Raw genomic sequence first — 12,819 nt, 5'->3', positions numbered from 1 at the left:
GCGCTACGTGAGCATTGCGGGCACCGGGGCGATACATGCCGAGTACGGCAGAATCGCGGCCAGTTCTTAGGACATGCCCTCGAAGTTCAACTCCATCGCCATCACCAGCGCATCCTCACGACCATCGTGGGCGGGGTAGTAGCGCGGACGCCGGCCGATCTCATTGAAACCTTCCTTGTGATACAGCGCGATCGCGGTGGGATTCGACGGGCGAACTTCCAGGAAAACCCGTTGCGCGCCCAGATTGCGCGCCGCTCCCACCAACGCGCGCAACAGGAATCGGCCGTATCCGCGCCCCTGGCGTTCCGGTGCCACGCACACGTTCAATACGTGGGCCTCGTCGGCGGCACAGCTAAGAATGCCGTAACCGATCACCAGCCCATGCTCCAGCAATACCCAGGCCGGATACTGCGCCTTCAGGCAGTCCCGGAAGATGCCGCGGCTCCATGGAAACGGATAGGCGCGCTGCTCAATGGCCAGGATGGCCTCCAGATCGGAGTCGCGCATCGGCCTGAGAGAAGGCGAAGGCGCCGCCGATTCGACACCTAGCGCGTTCATGGGTTCGGCCGCCGCAACTTGCGCAATGCAGGCCACAAGGCTCGCTTGGCGGCAGGGTTTCCGCGTAGCTCCGCCGAAGAAGGCCATTGAGCAATGATCTCCGCAGCGCCCGCCGCGTTGGGATTGCAGCCAGAGGCGCGGATCAGCGCGAAATGCAGGCGGTCCGGCAGAGCTCCCGCGGCGCGGCGCGGCGGCGTGGACGTATTCGCAGTGGGACCCGCGGCGGGCGCAGGCGGAGCGCGCCGGGCGGGGACTGAAGCTGCGGGCCCCGCCGCTGTCGTTTGCGGTTTTGCGAGCGGCACGGAGGCTTCCAGGCTTTCTACCGGTAGCGGACCCGGCACATAAAGCGTATGGCCCAGCGCGGATAGCCACTCTTGCTGCTCCGCCGACCACAACATGTCAGCGGACAGGCTCACGGCACCGGCTCCTGGGCACGGCGTGTCCGCTGCCATATCCAATATGCCGGGCCCGACAACGCATACAGCACGCCGATGGCGAACAAGGTGCGCGGCGGATCGGTGAACACCACCGCCAGGCCCACCGCCACCAGCAGCAGCACGAAGAACGGCACCCGGTCGGCCTTCGGGCCGCCTTCGCCAGAGCCTTTGAAACTCCAGAAACGGATGCGGCTGACCATCAACAGCGCGGCGGTCAGGGTGACGAACAACGCCACATAGCGCAGTTCGTCGCCACTCCAGCCCAGGCTGCCGTCCGCAAACGCCCAGACGAAGGACATCATCAATCCGGCCGCGGCCGGGCTGGCCAGGCCGATGAACCAGCGCTTGTCGACCGTGCCCACCTGGGTATTGAAGCGCGCCAAACGCAACGCCGCGCACGCGGCATATAGGAATGCCACCGTCCACCCCACCCGGCCCATCACCGCGCCGTCGAACTTCAGCGACGACAGCGACCAGTGATACATGACCAACGCCGGTGCCAACCCGAAGCTGACCAGGTCAGCCAAGGAGTCGTATTGCACGCCGAAGTCGCTGCTGGTGCCGGTCAGCCGTGCCACCCGGCCATCGATACCATCCATCAGGCCAGCGACGAACACCGCGATGGCGGCATAGGCGAAATGCCCGTTGGCCGCGGCGATGATCGCGTAGAAGCCGGCGAACAGGCCTGCCGTGGTGAACAGGTTAGGCAGCAGGTAGATGCCGCGAGAACGCGGCGGCGGCTTGATTTCGTCCATATGTCCCAGTTTAGCCCAACCGGCCGAAGCCACGGCTTGCCAGCTCCGCTCGGGGGTGCTGCAATCGCAACCCTACCCTGAATACTTCGGACTCGCCATGCGCACACTGCCCCGGCTCCGCCATTGGCTCCCTGCCTGCCTCCTGGCCACGCTGGCCGGCGCCAGCGCGCTGGCCGCGGCCAGCAATCTGTATCAATGGAAGGACGCCAAAGGCGTCACCCATTATTCGGACAAGCCGCCGACCAACGAACAGTACAAGGGACGCCGGATCAACAACGAAGGCGCACCCGTACAGACCGCCGCACCCGTGGGCGAATCGATCGTCGATCCGCAGTGCCAAACGGCGCGGAAAAACCTGGAAGTACTGCAAGGCAAAGGCGCGGTGCAGCAGGACCTCGACGGCGACGGCAAGCCCGACAAGACGCTGGATGACAGCGAGCGTGAAAATCAGCGCGCCTTGGCGCAAGCGGCGGCCAACGCCTACTGCAAGCCACCTGCCGCTGGCGCATAGGCGCTATGCGGGCGTTATGGGCGATCGCCGCCGGTATCGCGCTTGGCGGCGGGCTGGCTTGGTATCTGTCTCGCGAGGCGCCGGAGTCGACAGCCGCCAAAAAGCAGCGGGCCGAGCAAGCGGCATCCGAGCAAGCCCGTGACGCGCGTCCTTCGATTTACCGCTGGCGCGACGACGCCGGCGTACTGCAAATCACCGATAAGCCGCCCAAGAACCAAAAATACGAAAGAATCGACCGCGATGCCCCCGCCGCAATCACGGTGAATGGCGACGGCGAGTCCGACGATACCCGGCGGTAAACGATTCTTCTGCGGCTGCCGGGTACTACCGGAATATGACCTTGCCAGAACCGCTTTCGCCGTCACCAGGCACGCGGATCACCGATATCTGAAAGGCGTGCGGCAACGTATTCGGCGCAGCGGCCGCCAACACTGGCAAAATAGCGCTTTCGTCCCTCGGAAGCCCGCATCGATGCGCCTGTCGCAATTCCATCTGCATACCACCAAGGAAACACCCGCCGACGCCGAGATCGTCAGCCATCAGCTGATGCTGCGTGCCGGCATGATCCGCAAACTGGCATCGGGCCTGTATACATGGTCGCCGCTGGGCCTGCGCGTTCTGCGCAAAGTCGAAACGGTGGTTCGCGAGGAAATGGATCGGGCTGGCGCCATTGAAATGCTGATGCCTACCATCCAACCGCAAGAGCTGTGGCAGGAAAGCGGACGCTGGCAGAAATTCGGCGACCAGCTGTTGAAGATAAAGGACCGCAAGGAAGCCGAGTATTGCTATAGCCCCACCGCGGAAGAAGCCATCACCGATTTCGCGCGCAACGAGCTCAGCAGCTACAAGCAGTTGCCGGTCAACTTCTATCAGATACAAACCAAGTTCCGCGATGAGATCCGTCCGCGCTTTGGCGTGATGCGCGCGCGCGAGTTCCTGATGAAGGACGGCTACTCATTCCATCTCACCGATGAAGACATGGTGCGCGAATACCGCAACATGCACGCGGCCTACTCCCGCATCTTCACGCGCTTGGGACTCGAGTTCCGCGCCGTGCAAGCCGACTCCGGCGCCATCGGCGGGGACGCATCGCAGGAGTTCCAGGTGCTCGCTGAATCGGGCGAGGACGCGATCGTGTTCTCCACCGGCTCGGACTACGCCGCCAACCTGGAAACAGCGCAAGCAGCCACGCCCGGTCCGCGACCGGCAGCCGGCGAGGAAATGCGCAAGGTCGCAACGCCCATCCAGAAAACCTGCGAGGAGGTCGCCGCACTGCTGGGCATCGCGCTGCAGCGCACGGTCAAATCAGTGGCGGTGATGACCGACGACGGCTTCGTATTGGCGCTGGTGCGTGGCGATCACATGGTCAACGAAATCAAACTTGCCAAGGTTCCCGGACTGACGGACTACCGGCCGGCCACCGAAGCGGAAATCGCCGATTATCTGGGCTGTGAACCCGGCTTCCTGGGACCGGTGCAGCCGCGCAAAGCGATCCGCATCATCGCCGATCGCGACGTCGCGGCGATGGCCGATTTTGTCGTTGGCGCCAATGAAAACGGCTTTCATATCGCCGGCGTCAACTGGGGACGGGACCTGCCCGAACCCGAAACCGTCGCTGATATCCGCAATGTGGTCAAAGGCGAGCGCGCGCAGGATGGCGGCGAAATCCGCATCGTCCGAGGCATCGAGGTCGGCCACGTCTTCCAACTCGGGCGCAAGTACAGCACTGCATTGCAGTTCACCGTGCTGGATGAGAACGGCAAGGCAGCGACACCGGCGATGGGCACCTACGGCATCGGAATATCGCGCATCGTCGCCGCCGCGATCGAACAGAACCACGATGGCAGCGGCATCATCTGGCCTGAACCGATGGCACCATGGGCGGTGGCGATCTGCATCATCAACCCGAAAAACGACACTGCAGTGAATGAAGCTTCGCAGCAGTTGCTGGACGAGTTGAGATCGGCCGGCGTCGACGCCGTATTGGATGATCGCGGCTTGCGCCCTGGGCCGATGTTCGCGGATATCGAACTGATCGGCATTCCGCACCGCGTCGTGGTGTCCGAACGCGGTTTGGCAGCGGGCACCTACGAATATCGCGCGCGTCGCGCGGAGGCGGCGGAAAATCTGAGCCGCGATGAACTCGTTGCACGCCTGATTAAATAGAGAAGCAATTTGGTGAGAATTGGGATAAACGTGCGGTCACGCACGTTTATCCGGCGATTGCCGGAATATTGGGGTTTGTGCCGGGTCGATTAAGTCGACTATCATCGGGCATCCCCTGCAGGGGCCGTTTCCTCTTTTCTATTCCGGAGATATTGATGTCGATTGATTTGCGTGGCCTCTCGGCCAAACAACTCTCAGCCTTGATCAACAAGGCAAAAGAGCAACAGAGCAAGCTCGCCAAACGCAATCCGATTGCTTCTGTCCGCGGCAAGATCACCAAGTACGCCAAAGCCGAGGGCTACACCATCGAGGAATTGTTTGGTGCGTCGCCTGCGCCTGCCGCGCGTGGCCGCAAGGCGGCTGTCGCCAAGCCAAGTTCACGGGCTGGGCGCAAACTCGGCAAAGTTCCACCGAAGTACCGCAACCCGGCCAACCCGAAGGAAGTCTGGACCGGCCGAGGCAAACAGCCACGCTGGATGGCCGCGTTGGTTGCCAAAGGCAAGAAGCCTGACGATTTCCTGATCAAGAAGAAGTAAAACCGCAGGAATAAAAAAGAGACGGGAGGCGGTAGACAAAGCGGGGGCGTGCTTTGTTTTCCACCTTCCGTCTCTCGTTTCGCGGCTTAAAGATTCTTGCGCGCGGAGATCACCAGATTGCCGAACAACAGGCCGGCGATCAGTGCCATCACGATATTGACGACCGTCAACAGGGCAGGTTCGCCCACGCCTACGTCCTGCTGCTGCACCATTGTCATCAAGCCACGCAGGCTGGTGCTGCCCGGCACCAGCATGATGATGCCGGGAACCCGAATCAACGCTCCGGGCCTATTCGCCCAACGCGCGAAAGCATTGCCGCCTGCGGTCAGCACCAGCGCCGACAAGAAGATCCCCACCGGACTGCCCCACGCCTGACCCGCCACACGCGAGATCAGATAGCCGGTGATGGCCGCCGCCATCACCCATGGATAGTCGCGCCGATGCGCGCGGAACAGCACAGCGAAGGCAAAGGCTGCTACGAGCAGCGCGCCCCACTCCACCCAATCCTGTTGCGGACGAAGTGCGCGCACCTCCGGATACATTCCCACCAGTTGTGCGAGGGTCACGGCGATCAAGCTGCCGACGGTCAATTTGAGTATCGTCGCAAGCGCACCCGCGAAGCGGGCCGTGCCGGACACCAGATGCTGGCTGGTCAGTTCATTGACCGCATTGGTCAGCGCCATACCAGGCAACAGCACGATCAGTGAAGCGATGATCACGGTGTTGAGGTTGAGCGGGGCGATGAAATTGCCCACCAGAATGGCGACCAAGCCGGCGACCAACGCCGACAACGCATCGCTAGCTTCTTTGAACTGTGGGCGCCGTTCGATCGTCAGCGCCAATACCCCAATCAACAATCCAATCAAACCCGCCGTGGTGATATCCAGCCAGGGCAGCCGCCACAAGCCCGCCACGGCGCCTGAAGCCAGGCCGGAAGCCAGTATCTGCATCGCCCGCCAGCGCCTGCTGGGCGTGCGGTCCAGTTGCCGCAATGCGGTGTGGCCTTCGGCGATGCTCATGCTGCCCGCGGCAACCGCGTCGGCAATGCGGTCCGCTTCGCTGAGCTTGTGCAGATCGTTCTCGCCGGGTGGCAGGCGGATCACGCGGGTGGTATCGCTGGCACCCAAGGGACGCGTGGGATCGCTGAAGCTCAGGATGACGCCCGTCGGATTGGACCAAGGTTCGCAATCCAGGCCTAGCTGCTGCGACAGCGCCACCACCGCGCCTTCCAGGCGCTGGGCCGTGGTGCCGTAACTATGGAGCCGGCCCGCCATTTCACAGACGAAAGCGATGCGCTGGGCGTAGGTGGCGGAAGTCGCTGATTCGAGCATGGCGACAGTATCGCCGAAGGTCGCGGAAAGTGCCCTCTTCAGTGAACGGTGAATGGTGAAGTGATGAGCTGTGAGCCCAAAAACGTCTGCGCTTTGCTTCCCCTTTTACAAGCGCTTTCCAACAGCCCGAATGGCTGGTCAAGCGGGACCGAGGGGGATTTGCCGTTGCACCTGGAAAACACTGCGCAAGCAAATTCCCGTTGCACCGCGCGGATGCCGCCCCGCTTTTGAACCAGCCAGTAGCTGACTCGGCGTTGGGCGGCGTGTAAGGAGCACGATGCTCGGGTCGCTGACGACAAGCCCGTCCGGATGGCGAGGCTAAGCCGCGCTAGCGGCGGGACCGTCAATCTTGCGCCGTCTGGAGGCTACGCAATATACGTCCGCTTCGCACGCCGCTATTCTCCTGAAAGTGCGCTGGTGATCGCCTATCCTGGCTCTCGCTGAGCGCCCCCGAATTCCTCGCTTCTTGGTGTGCTGCTTACGTTCAGTGCCATAGCCTGTATGCTCCACGGCCGAGTGCCCCTATGACCCAGACACCCGCACATCCGCAGTACCAGGCCGATCAAACCGACCCGACGCGGGTACGGCTGGTCGGCGACTGGGTGTTGTCCACGGCGCTGACGGTGGCGGACCGGTTGCGCGAGCTTCCGGAACAGACCAAGCGCATAGATGCGACGGACATCGGCCGGATCGATTCGGCTGGCGTGTTGCAGTTGCTGCGCTTCGTCAATCGGCGCGGCCTTTCGCTGAACGACATCGAGTTCCGCAAGGACCATCAGGCCTTGGTCTCCACCATAGAAGATGTGGCCGACGACCGTCCGCCGCGCAAGCGTGACTACGGTTTCCTGGCCGCACTGGCGCGCTTGGGCTACCGCATGGAGGAAAACGGCAAGGAAGTCGTGGCGCTGCTCAGCTTTACCGGCGAAAACATGGTGAAGCTGCTGCGGATGGTGCGGGAGCCGCGCCGCTTCCGGATGACCGCTACCGTGTCGCACATGGAGCAGGTAGGGCTGGATGCGGTGCCGCTGGTGATTCTGCTGTCCTATCTGGTCGGTACGGTCATCGCCTTTCTGGGCTCCACCGTCCTGCGTGATTTCGGCGCGGAGATCTACGTGGTGGAACTGGTCAGCATCGCGTTCCTGCGTGAGTTCGCGGTACTGCTGACGGCCATCGTGCTGGCGGGCCGCACCGCCAGTGCTTTCACCGCGCAAATCGGCACGATGAAAAGCCGCGAAGAGATCGATGCGATCCGCACATTGGGACTGGACCCCATCGATCTTCTGGTCATCCCGCGCCTGTTGGCGCTGCTGGTCATGCTGCCGTTGCTGACCTTCATTGCGATGATGGCTGGCCTGGCAGGTGGCATCACCGTCGGCGCGTTCGATCTCGGCATCCCACCCCAGATGTACATAGCGCGTATGCACGAGACTATCGAAATCAGGCATTTCATCGTCGGCCTTTCCAAGGCACCGATCTTCGCGCTGGTGATCGGCCTGATCGGCTGCCTGGAAGGCCTGCAGGTGGAAGGCACCGCCCAATCGGTTGGCGAACGCACGACGTCCAGCGTGGTGCAGACCATCTCGCTGGTGATCGTCATCGACGCAATCGCGGCGTTGTGGTTCATGAATATGGATTGGTGAGCGAGGTGAAGGGTGAATAGCCAAGTCGCCCGCTGCGCGGGCTGTGAATCAGGCGGGCGCGGGTGCGAGAGAACCCGCTTTTCTTGGCCATTGGCAGGCGGCGCAGCCGCCGACTTCACCATTTACTATCACGATCAACATCGGAAGAAGGACCTATCGTGACACCCGCCGGAGCCGACGAAAGCCCCATCATCCAAGTCCGTGGCCTGATCAATCGCTTCGGCGAACAGACCGTGCATGACGACCTGGATCTGGACGTCCGCCGCGGCGAGATCCTGGGTGTGGTGGGCGGTTCCGGCACTGGAAAATCGGTGCTGATGCGATCCATTCTGGGCCTGCGCATACCGAATGAAGGGCAGATCTCCGTGCTGGGCGCCGATGCGCGCTCGGACGATATGCAGGCACGCCAGCACATCGAGCGGAACACGGGCGTGTTGTTTCAGGACGGCGCGCTGTTCTCGTCGCTCACGGTTGGCGAGAACGTGCAGGTGCCCTTGAAAGAGCATCACCCTGAGCTTCCAGACAGTTGGCGCTACGAGTTGGCGCTGCTGAAGGTCAAGTTGGCGGGCCTGCCGGCCGACGCCATCGGCAAGCTGCCTTCGCAGCTCTCCGGCGGCATGCGCAAACGCGCGGGCCTGGCGCGCGCATTGGCGCTGGACCCGCCGCTGCTGTTTCTGGACGAACCCACCGCCGGCCTCGATCCCATCGGCGCAGCCGCTTTCGACCGCCTGATCAAGACCTTGCAGGAAGCACTGGGGCTGACGGTATTCCTGATTACCCACGACCTGGACACCCTGTACGCTATCTGTGATCGGGTCGCGGTGCTGGCCGACCGCAAAGTCATCGCCATTGCCCCGCTGGAGGAAGTCGAGACGTTCGACCACCCCTGGGTGCAGGAATATTTCCACGGTCCGCGCGCGCGCGCTGCGCGCGATGGACGGCAGCGTTACCAGCAGCGCACCACGCAAACGGCGGTATGAGACATGGAAACCAAAGCCAACTACGTCCTCATCGGCGCATTCACCATCATCATCATCGGCGCGCTGCTGTTGTTCGGCTTGTGGGCGGCAAAGTACTCGTCCGAGCGCACCTGGCAGCAATACGAAGTGGTTTTTCGCGAGGCAGTCACCGGACTGTCGGTCGGTAGTCCGGTTCAGTACAACGGCATCTCGGTGGGTTCGATCACCAAACTGTCGCTGGCTCCCAACGATCCACGCCAGGTCATCGCCCTCATACGCGTTGAATCAACCACGCCCATCAAGACCGATACCCGCGCCAAATTGGCCATCACCAGTCTGACCGGCCCCACCATCATTCAATTGAGCGGCGGCACCCCGCAGGCGCCGGCACTTACGTCCGTCGACAAACGGGAGGCACCGGTCATCCAAACCGCCCCTTCCGCGCTGCAGAACATCACCGACACCGCCAACCGTATCGTCGAGCGGCTGGATCAGGTATTGAGCGACCGCAATGTCGCCAGCATCGCCGCCACATTGCAGAACCTGGAAGTCGTCAGCGGCTCGTTGGCAAGCCGCGACGAAGGCCTGCAGTCTCTGCTCGTCAGCGCGCGCGACGCCGCGCAGAAATTGGACGCGACGTTGACTACCACCAATGGCGCGATCGAACGATTGGACCAGAACCTGATACAGGAACTGCCGCCTATCCTCACCAAGCTGGACAGCACGCTAGTCAAGCTGGATTCGGCGGCGAACAACGCCGACGCGATCCTGGGCGAGAACCGCGCCGCCATCAACAGCTTCGCCAACGATGGGTTGTCCCAGCTTGGGCCTACGCTGACTGAGCTACGCTCGCTGGTACGCGACCTGCGCCGCGTCAGCGATCGTCTCGAAGGCAACCCTGCCCGTTATCTGCTTGGCCGCGACGCACCCAAGGAGTTTGAACCCAAATGAAGGCGCTGCGATTCTCTTTGATTCTGCCGTTGATGGCCTTGGCCGGTTGTTCCGTGCTGAGCGCCACGCAGCGTGATCCGGTCACCATTTACTCGCCCGACGTCCGCGTTCCGGTCGATCCCGCCTGGCCCACGGCCGACTGGTCGCTGGTCATCGCCAAACCCACCGCCGCGCGCGTGGTGGATAGCCCCCGCATATCCGTTCGGCCGGTTCCCGGCGAACTGCAGGTATACCGCGGCGCCTCGTGGGCCCAGCCGGCAACGGATCTTCTGCAGGACGCGGTGCAGCGGACGTTGGAGGATTCGGGCCGCATCCGCGCCGTAGCGAGTTCGGACGCCGGCATCCTGGGCGACTACCGGCTGGTGATGGACCTGCGCCGCTTCGAAGCGGAATACGCCGGGCAATCGATACCTTCGGCGGTAGTCGAAGTCAGTGCAAAGCTGGTGCAAAACCGCGACCACCGCGTCGTAGCTTCGCGTACGTTCCGTCAATCCAAACCCGCCAGCGATGCCGAAATCACGAATGTGGCGGCTGCCTTCGAGGATTCGTTGGCGGCGGTCACGCACGACATCGTGGGTTGGGTGCTGAGTAACGGTAATGGAGACGCGCAGCGTTCACCTTGAGGATTCACATCAAATGCTGGGCCTGAGGACGTTACGAAACGTCAGATTGATCCTCTCCCCTACCGGTTTCGCGGTGCGCGGCAATGCATGCCGGTAGTTGCGCTGGGTCTCGCCGGACATCAGCAAAAGGCTGCCATGCGGCAGCGGCAGTTCCAGTTTTCGCTCCGGTTCCTGGCGATGCTTCAACAAGAACCGTCGCGTCGCGCCAAGACTGATTGAAGCTATCAGAGGCGCCGCGCCCAATTCCGGCTCGTCATCGCTGTGCCAGCCCATGGCGTCGCGTCCACTACGGTACCTGTTCGCCAGCACGCTGTTGAACGTGGCGGCGAATTCGCTCTCCAGACGCTCCCTCAGCGTCCGCAATGCAGGGTGCCAGGCGTGCGGCACGAAGCGTGTCCCCGAATAACGATAAACGGCGTCAGGATCACCCATCCAGCAACTCAGCCGGGGCGAATCGATCTCCCGACCAAACAATCGGATGCGATGGACATCCCATGGAATCTCCGCCATTAATTGGGCGAACAAAGCATCCGCTTCCACCGGGCGCAGCCACTGCGGTGAGAACCACAGCGCCGCGCCGGGCAAACTCGGCGAAATCCCATTCGCGGGCGGCCGCTTTGGTATGGTCATGGCCAGCGCCTGTCATCCCTTGAGTAGCCGCCCTAATCCTGGCGGATTTGCCCCACCCGACGCAAACCACGAAAATAGCCGAAGCCGAAATGCCAACTGGAGTTCCCTGATGACCGATGTCGAACGCGATGTAATGGAATACGACGTCGTCACCGTGGGTGCCGGGCCGGCTGGGCTGGCGCTGGCGATTCGCCTGAAGCAGCTCAAGCCCGAGCTGTCCGTTTGCGTCATCGAAAAGGCCAGCACCATCGGTGCGCACATTCTTTCCGGCGCGGTGATCGAGCCCGGCCCGCTGGACGCGCTACTGCCCAACTGGCGCGACAATCCCCCGCCGATCTGCGTGCCCGCCAGCGAGGACGAGCTCTGGTTTCTGAATAAAACCGGCGGACGCAAATTCCCGATCCTGCCGCCCGGCATGCGCAACCACGGCAACTTCATCGTCAGTCTGGGCGCGATGTGCGCGTGGATGGCACCACAAGCCGAAGCCTTGGGCGTGGAGATCTATCCGGGCTTCGCCGCCTCGGAAACCTTGCACGACGACGCAGGCAAGGTCATCGGCGTGCGCATCGGCGACATGGGCGTAGCAAAGGACGGCTCCCCCAAAGCCGGATACACACCCGGCATTGATATCCACGCCAAAGTCACCGTGCTGGCCGAAGGCGCACGCGGCCATTTGACCAAGCGCTTGGTCAAACGATTTGAACTGGACAAGGACAGCGACCCGCAGGCGTATTCGATCGGCATCAAGGAGCTTTGGCAGGTGCCGGCAGGCCGTACCAAGCCCGGCAAGATCGTGCATACCCTGGGGTGGCCGGCGGACAACAAGACCTATGGCGGCAGTTTCCTCTATCACCTGGACAACGACCGGATCGCGTTGGGTTACGTCAGCGGGCTGGATTACAAAGACCCGCAGTACAAGCCTTGGGAAGCTTTCCAGCAATGGAAAAACCATCCGCTGATCCAGCCATTGCTGGAGGGCGGCAACATTCTTTCCGCTGGCGCGCGCGCTATCGTCACGGGTGGCTGGCAGTCGCTGCCAAAAGTGGAAATGCCCGGCGCATTGCTGATCGGCGACACGGCCGGCCTGCTCAATGTGCCCAAGATCAAAGGCACTCATCAAGCCATCCGCAGCGGCATGCTCGCGGCAGAACATCTGGCGCAATCGCTGGACAGCGCCGGCTTCGACGCAAAGCTGCGCGCCTCCGATGCGATGACCGAACTCAAACAGGTTCGCAACATCAAGCCCGGCTTCAAGAAGGGGCTGTGGTTCGGTCTGTTGAATGGCGCCTGGGAAACTGCCGTGGGCGGCCATTCGCCCTGGACTTTGAAGGTAACCCCAGACTGGTCATCGCTGGATAAAGTCGGCGAGCACGAGCAGCCCAAGCAAGACTACGTGGACCGCACGCTGGTTCCTCGCGATCGCCTGCAAGGCGTCTACTACGCCGCCACAGAACACGACGAAGACCAGCCCGTACACCTGCGCGTGCTCGACACCTCTATCTGCGTCACCCGCTGCGCAGAGGAATACGACAACCCCTGCACCCGTTTCTGCCCCGCCGCCGTCTACGAAATCGTTTCCGACGACACCGGCAAACGCCTGCAGATCAACGCCGCCAACTGCGTTCACTGCAAAACCTGCGACATCAAAGACCCCTACGAGATCATCACCTGGGTAACCCCGGAAGGTGGCTCGGGGCCGAATTATCAGAATTTGTAAGGCAC

General features: G+C 62.4%; 13 protein-coding genes and 1 pseudogene. 9 read left to right on the top strand and 5 right to left on the bottom strand.

All coding sequences use genetic code 11. The features are described from left to right. Nucleotides 1-66: 66 nt before the first annotated feature. Genes rimI through pssA form a run of 3 tightly spaced genes read right to left on the bottom strand, consistent with a single transcriptional unit; the run spans nt 67 to nt 1,750 of the window. On the bottom strand, nt 67-558 hold the full coding sequence (rimI, locus tag AB6O04_RS04485) for a ribosomal protein S18-alanine N-acetyltransferase (RefSeq protein ID WP_368562580.1): 492 nt from the start codon (nt 556-558) through the stop codon (nt 67-69). Then, a complete protein-coding gene (locus AB6O04_RS04480) occupies nt 555-956 on the bottom strand; it encodes an alanine acetyltransferase (RefSeq protein ID WP_368562866.1) in 402 nt (133 codons plus the stop codon). The genes rimI and AB6O04_RS04480 overlap by 4 nt, the downstream gene beginning before the upstream one ends. A 14-nt stretch (nt 957-970) precedes the next feature. Continuing rightward, entirely contained in the window at nt 971-1,750 is a 780-nt protein-coding gene (pssA, locus tag AB6O04_RS04475) for a CDP-diacylglycerol--serine O-phosphatidyltransferase (protein ID WP_368562579.1), read from the bottom strand. A gap of 97 nt (nt 1,751-1,847) precedes the next feature. Here pssA and AB6O04_RS04470 point away from each other — a divergent pair, with 97 nt between their 5' ends. The 4 genes and pseudogenes from AB6O04_RS04470 to AB6O04_RS04455 form a co-directional block, all read left to right on the top strand. Continuing rightward, complete coding sequence (locus tag AB6O04_RS04470; protein WP_368562578.1) at nt 1,848-2,261, top strand: DUF4124 domain-containing protein; 414 nt, start codon at nt 1,848-1,850, stop codon at nt 2,259-2,261. Between the two features lie 5 nt (nt 2,262-2,266). Next, on the top strand, nt 2,267-2,560 hold the full coding sequence (locus tag AB6O04_RS04465) for a DUF4124 domain-containing protein (RefSeq protein WP_368562577.1): 294 nt from the start codon (nt 2,267-2,269) through the stop codon (nt 2,558-2,560). Nucleotides 2,561-2,732: 172 nt separating this feature from the next. Continuing rightward, on the top strand, nt 2,733-4,427 hold the full coding sequence (locus tag AB6O04_RS04460; protein WP_368562575.1) for a proline--tRNA ligase: 1,695 nt from the start codon (nt 2,733-2,735) through the stop codon (nt 4,425-4,427). A 155-nt stretch (nt 4,428-4,582) separates the two neighbouring features. Beyond that, nucleotides 4,583-4,957: pseudogene (locus AB6O04_RS04455) on the top strand (H-NS family nucleoid-associated regulatory protein); the annotation flags it as partial. A gap of 92 nt (nt 4,958-5,049) precedes the next feature. On the opposite strand, the gene AB6O04_RS04450 reads toward AB6O04_RS04455, so the two are convergent. Further along, nucleotides 5,050-6,294, bottom strand: coding sequence for a threonine/serine exporter ThrE family protein (locus AB6O04_RS04450; RefSeq protein WP_368562573.1), 1,245 nt, complete (start codon nt 6,292-6,294; stop codon nt 5,050-5,052). 524 nt (nt 6,295-6,818) lie between these two features. On the opposite strand from AB6O04_RS04450, the gene AB6O04_RS04445 reads away from it, so the two are divergent. The 4 genes from AB6O04_RS04445 (at nt 6,819) to AB6O04_RS04430 (ending at nt 10,467) form a co-directional block, all read left to right on the top strand. After that, nucleotides 6,819-7,934, top strand: a complete 1,116-nt coding sequence (locus AB6O04_RS04445) for an MlaE family lipid ABC transporter permease subunit (RefSeq protein ID WP_368562572.1) — start codon at nt 6,819-6,821, stop codon at nt 7,932-7,934. A gap of 155 nt (nt 7,935-8,089) precedes the next feature. Further along, nucleotides 8,090-8,914, top strand: a complete 825-nt coding sequence (locus tag AB6O04_RS04440) for an ABC transporter ATP-binding protein (protein WP_368562865.1) — start codon at nt 8,090-8,092, stop codon at nt 8,912-8,914. Nucleotides 8,915-8,917: 3 nt separating this feature from the next. Next, nucleotides 8,918-9,844, top strand: a complete 927-nt coding sequence (locus tag AB6O04_RS04435) for an MlaD family protein (protein WP_368562571.1) — start codon at nt 8,918-8,920, stop codon at nt 9,842-9,844. Beyond that, complete coding sequence (locus AB6O04_RS04430) at nt 9,841-10,467, top strand: ABC-type transport auxiliary lipoprotein family protein (RefSeq protein WP_368562570.1); 627 nt, start codon at nt 9,841-9,843, stop codon at nt 10,465-10,467. Before AB6O04_RS04435 ends, AB6O04_RS04430 begins: the two co-directional genes overlap by 4 nt. A gap of 9 nt (nt 10,468-10,476) precedes the next feature. Here the strand turns inward: AB6O04_RS04430 and AB6O04_RS04425 are convergent, their stop codons facing one another. After that, nucleotides 10,477-11,097, bottom strand: coding sequence for an alpha-ketoglutarate-dependent dioxygenase AlkB (locus AB6O04_RS04425; protein ID WP_368562569.1), 621 nt, complete (start codon nt 11,095-11,097; stop codon nt 10,477-10,479). A gap of 109 nt (nt 11,098-11,206) precedes the next feature. On the opposite strand from AB6O04_RS04425, the gene AB6O04_RS04420 reads away from it, so the two are divergent. Further along, nucleotides 11,207-12,814, top strand: a complete 1,608-nt coding sequence (locus AB6O04_RS04420; protein WP_368562568.1) for a 4Fe-4S dicluster domain-containing protein — start codon at nt 11,207-11,209, stop codon at nt 12,812-12,814. The last annotated feature ends 5 nt before the right edge of the window (nt 12,815-12,819 follow it).

It is taken from the genome of Pseudoxanthomonas sp. UTMC 1351 (assembly GCF_040948865.1).
In the GTDB taxonomy this organism is placed as follows: domain Bacteria; phylum Pseudomonadota; class Gammaproteobacteria; order Xanthomonadales; family Xanthomonadaceae; genus Pseudoxanthomonas_A.
The sequence above is the reverse complement of the archived record's forward strand: the minus strand, read 5'-3'. Positions and strand labels throughout refer to the sequence as shown.

Coding starts and splice junctions, on each gene's coding strand:
- rimI (WP_368562580.1), bottom strand. CDS start 558: ATGAACGCGCTAGGTGTCGAATCGGCGGCGCCTTCGCCTTCTCTCAGG.
- AB6O04_RS04480 (WP_368562866.1), bottom strand. CDS start 956: ATGTTGTGGTCGGCGGAGCAGCAAGAGTGGCTATCCGCGCTGGGCCAT.
- pssA (WP_368562579.1), bottom strand. CDS start 1,750: ATGGACGAAATCAAGCCGCCGCCGCGTTCTCGCGGCATCTACCTGCTG.
- AB6O04_RS04470 (WP_368562578.1), top strand. CDS start 1,848: ATGCGCACACTGCCCCGGCTCCGCCATTGGCTCCCTGCCTGCCTCCTG.
- AB6O04_RS04465 (WP_368562577.1), top strand. CDS start 2,267: ATGCGGGCGTTATGGGCGATCGCCGCCGGTATCGCGCTTGGCGGCGGG.
- AB6O04_RS04460 (WP_368562575.1), top strand. CDS start 2,733: ATGCGCCTGTCGCAATTCCATCTGCATACCACCAAGGAAACACCCGCC.
- AB6O04_RS04450 (WP_368562573.1), bottom strand. CDS start 6,294: ATGCTCGAATCAGCGACTTCCGCCACCTACGCCCAGCGCATCGCTTTC.
- AB6O04_RS04445 (WP_368562572.1), top strand. CDS start 6,819: ATGACCCAGACACCCGCACATCCGCAGTACCAGGCCGATCAAACCGAC.
- AB6O04_RS04435 (WP_368562571.1), top strand. CDS start 8,918: ATGGAAACCAAAGCCAACTACGTCCTCATCGGCGCATTCACCATCATC.
- AB6O04_RS04430 (WP_368562570.1), top strand. CDS start 9,841: ATGAAGGCGCTGCGATTCTCTTTGATTCTGCCGTTGATGGCCTTGGCC.
- AB6O04_RS04425 (WP_368562569.1), bottom strand. CDS start 11,097: ATGACCATACCAAAGCGGCCGCCCGCGAATGGGATTTCGCCGAGTTTG.
- AB6O04_RS04420 (WP_368562568.1), top strand. CDS start 11,207: ATGACCGATGTCGAACGCGATGTAATGGAATACGACGTCGTCACCGTG.